Origin of the sequence: Desulfococcus sp. (genome assembly GCF_050178255.1) — a bacterium.
GTDB classification, from domain to species: domain Bacteria; phylum Desulfobacterota; class Desulfobacteria; order Desulfobacterales; family Desulfococcaceae; genus Desulfococcus; species Desulfococcus multivorans.
Genome location: NZ_JBFXGG010000184.1, coordinates 1 through 3,808 on the forward strand (window position 1 = coordinate 1; position 3,808 = coordinate 3,808).

The window sequence follows — 3,808 nt, forward strand, 5'->3', positions numbered from 1 at the left end:
TTCCAGGGCGGTCTGGATCATTTCGCGTTCGACGGCGTCCAGGCGTTCCGCCAGGGTGCCCTGAAGGGCGGCCTGATGGAAGCGGATCTCGGGGGGGAGGTCTCGCTCCCGGATGCGGTTGCCCCGGACCAGGGTGACGGCCCGCTGGACGATGTGCTCCAGCTCGCGGACGTTCCCGGGGAAGGCGTAGCGGGAGAGGGTCATCAGGGCCTCGGGGTCGAATCGGACGGGACGGTCGGCATAGCGCCGCAGGAAGAAGTCCACCAGGTCGGGGATGTCTTCCTTGCGCTCGCGTAAGGGGGGCAGGGGAATGTCGAAGACGTTGAGGCGGTAGTAGAGATCCTCCCGGAAGCGCCCTTCGGTCGTGAGCTGCCTGAGGTCCCGGTTGGTGGCGGCCACCACCCGCACATCCGCTTCGATCTCCCGCTCGCCGCCCACCCGGCAGAAGCGCTTCTCCTGGAGGGCCCGGAGCAGCTTGGGCTGGAGGCTCGGGGGCAGCTCGCCGATCTCGTCGAGGAAGAGGGTGCCGCCGACGGCCAGTTCGAAGCGCCCGCGTCGGGTGCCGGCGGCGCCGGTAAAGGCGCCTTTTTCGTGGCCGAAGAGCTCGGACTCGAAGAGGTTTTCGGGGATGGCCCCGCAGTTGACCTCCACAAAGGGGCCGTCCGACGACGGACCCAGAAGGTGCACCAGCCGGGCGATCAGCTCCTTGCCGGTGCCGGTCTCGCCGCTGATGAGCACGGTCCAGGGTGTGGGGGCCACCCGATGCACCAGGGAGATCACCTCCTGCATGGCAGGGCCGCTCCCCACCAGGTTGATGGGCAGGTCTTTCCGGTCCACTGTTTCGGCAACGTCCGCGGCGTCTTCGGCAACGGCCAGGCCCTGTTCGATCCGCTGGATCTTTTCCAGAAGCGCCGTCAGGTCCACGGGCTTCTCCAGGACGTCGTCGGCCCCCAGCTTCATCACTTCCACCGCCGTGGTGACGGTGCCGTAGGCCGTGATCATGACGGCCCGCACCAGGGGCGTCAGCCGCTTCATCTCGGCCAGGACCGCGTCTCCATCGAGGCCGGGCATGCGATGGTCCAGGATCACCAGGTCCACCGGCTGCTGGTTGAAATAGGCCAGGGCCTCCCTGCCGTCGGCGGCGTCCGCGACATCGTACCCCTTTTTTTTCAAAAATCCCGTGAGCAGCCGGCGCTGCAGGGCATCATCGTCGACAACCAGAATCTTCATGCATCCGTTTCCGCATTCCGGGGATCGAGGGGCAGCCGAACCGTCACCCGGAGAACGCCCGGTTCCGGAACCGCGAACGCCATGTGCCCGTGGTGGGCGTTGACGATCTTCCGGACAATGGAGAGCCCCAGGCCGGTTCCCCGGGCCTTGGTGGTAAAATAGGGGGCCGCGATCCGCGCCGCATCCGACGGTGCCAGATCGAATCCCGGGTTTTCAAAAGTGAAGACGGCATGGCCGTCCTTCCGGCTCAGGGCGACCTTCAGATATCCGCCCAGGGGTTGGGCCTCGACCGCGTTTTTCACGAGGTTTTCGACCATCTGGGCCGTCAACTGGGGGTCGGCTTTTATCTCGCCCGCGAAGGCCAGGTCCTGGATGATCTCGACGGACTGTCCGGTGGATTTCCGTCGATAGAGCTGGAGGATCTCGCCGACAAGTGCGGCGGGAACCACGGTTTCGAATGACGGTGCCGGGGGACGGGCATATTTTCCGACGTCCGAGACGATGGCGTTGGTGCGCTGGACCGCTTGAAGCAGGGTCCCCACCAGATCGCGATACTCGTCGTCGAGGCCGGGCGCCTCGATCCGGAGCCGCTGCAGCCCCATGCCGATGGCGTTCAGGGGGTTTCGGATCTCGTGGGCGATGGCCGCGGCGGCCCTGCCCAGGGCGGCATCCTCGCGATGATCGGCCATCTCGCGATCCACGGCCTGGATATGGGCTGTGTAACGCCCCTGAAACCAGTTGAGGATCCATGAAAAGGAGATGCCCAGCATTGCCAGAACCCCGGCAAAAAAGAAAAACTCCAGCCATATCTGTTGGGTTCGGGCCATGAAATGGCTGGTGTCCATTCCGGCCACCAGGATATCATTGCCAAAGGGGATGCGGCTTTCCGCGATGGTCTCGCCGCCGTCGCGGATGAGGCGGATGTGGGGGTGGTCGTCGGGCGAGGCCCTGCCCGACGCAACCGCCGCAGGATCCCGGCCGGTGTTTTCTTCCACCCGCACATACCGGATGCCGGCCATGCCGGTGAGGGATCCCAGCAAACGGTTCAATCCGATCTCTTCGTTTATCCGTCCGATCGCAGCCGATTCGAGCCCTGTCACGACACACCCTTTTCCATTGATCAGCGGAACGGTCGCCGCATAGATATTTTGTTCCGGGAAATGGGCCAACTCTCCGGTGCCGAGGGCGCAATTGATGACGGCAGGCAATGCCGCATCCTCCGGCCCCTGAACCTCGGTGTCGTCGGCTCTGATGACGCGAATGCCGATCAGCCCGGATTCGTAGGCAAACTCCGCCAGTTCGTCGGATGAAAAGGGTTCGACGGCTTCCAGATAGGCGACGAAACGCGCGCTGTTTCCCAGAAAAATATGGACGATCTTCTCGATCGCCCCCTGGGACAACACCGCCGTCCGGGCGTTTTGCTCGATGACGTTGGCCAGCAGCCTGGAGTGCTCCAGCGAGTGCATCATGAAGGTCTGCTGCAGGTGCCGGACCTGCCAGTAAAAATAGCCGAGAACCACGGCGATGAGCAGACCGAACAGCATAAGGCTGACCCGCCACACCGGGAGCATGCGTGGAGATTTTAATGTCAAGCCGTCGTCAGCGGCCTGGGCAAGGCGTTTCATCTGTTGCCGCCACCGCCGCCACCGCCGCCGCCGCCACCGCCGCCTCCACCGCCGCCTCCACCACCGCCTCCTCCGCCACCGGAGCCGCCACCGGAGCCGCCACCGGAACCACCGCCGTGGCCGCTCCCATGGCCCCTGCCGCCGCCATGTCCGTTGCCGCCCTTGCCCAGACGAGCGCGTACGCCAGTGGGGTCGCCGTACCCCCGCTGTTCCCGTTTGACGGTGCTCGCGCCGAACACCGGCGGGTCTGTCTTGAGGCACCTGCCCCAGACATTGACGGCAGCGCCGGGCCGGATATCATTGGGCAGTTCTTCGGGGAAGAACCGGATCCGAACGCGCGCTGCTTTCCGTTCATGAAGGGCGCTTTTGGCCGACGCCCCCTTCATCCGGAGGTGCATTTCCCCTCTTTCCCTGTCCAGGGAGACGACGGTGCCCCAGATCAATTCCGCCGACGCGGCAGGCCCCGTCGGCAGCAGGTGTGAAAACAATGTGATAACGATGATGAGAAAAAGGTTGCGGCGCATAATGATCACCCGATAATTATGATGTCAGGCTGAAGGCTTGAAAAAGGCATTCCCGTCGGATTCAAGCCTGGGTTCTGGGATGGCGGCGACAGGAGAATCTCAGTTTAGCCTTGAAAGGTCGGCAGCGTCAAGCGGTGTTTAAGGCTGAAGACTGAAGGCTGAAGACTGAAGGGGGTGGGCGTTGCGAGAGCCGGACGCTGAATGTTGATCTGGAAAGGGGGGTACGGATTTCCGGGTTTCTTTCGGAAATCCGTAACAGGCGCCCCCCCATTACGATCAGCAGTCTCCGTTGCTGTTTCCGTTTCCGGTGCCGTCGCCAGGACCGTCGCCGCCGTTTCCGGTGCCGTCGCCCGGGCCATTGCCGTTACCCGCCAGAATCAGTGCGGCTGCGTCGCTCGCGGAGCAGTCTCCGGGGCCGTCGCCAGGACC

The 3,808-nt window shown here is 64.1% G+C and carries 3 protein-coding genes; all 3 read right to left on the reverse strand.

All coding sequences use genetic code 11. From position 1 onward, the window contains the following. On the reverse strand, positions 1–1,230 hold a 1,230-nt coding region (locus tag AB7S84_RS16900; protein WP_428155952.1), incomplete at its 3' end, for a sigma-54-dependent transcriptional regulator. Further along, positions 1,227–2,855, reverse strand: a complete 1,629-nt coding sequence (locus AB7S84_RS16905) for a sensor histidine kinase (RefSeq protein ID WP_428155954.1) — start codon at positions 2,853–2,855, stop codon at positions 1,227–1,229. The genes AB7S84_RS16905 and AB7S84_RS16900, both read right to left, overlap by 4 nt. Further along, complete coding sequence (locus AB7S84_RS16910; protein ID WP_428155956.1) at positions 2,852–3,379, reverse strand: hypothetical protein; 528 nt, start codon at positions 3,377–3,379, stop codon at positions 2,852–2,854. Before AB7S84_RS16910 ends, AB7S84_RS16905 begins: the two co-directional genes overlap by 4 nt. Between the last annotated feature and the right edge of the window lie 429 nt (positions 3,380–3,808).

What these genes read in the sequence shown, in the direction of transcription:
- AB7S84_RS16905 (WP_428155954.1), bottom strand. Translation starts at nt 2,855, where the DNA reads ATGAAACGCCTTGCCCAGGCCGCTGACGACGGCTTGACATTAAAATCT.
- AB7S84_RS16910 (WP_428155956.1), bottom strand. Translation starts at nt 3,379, where the DNA reads ATGCGCCGCAACCTTTTTCTCATCATCGTTATCACATTGTTTTCACAC.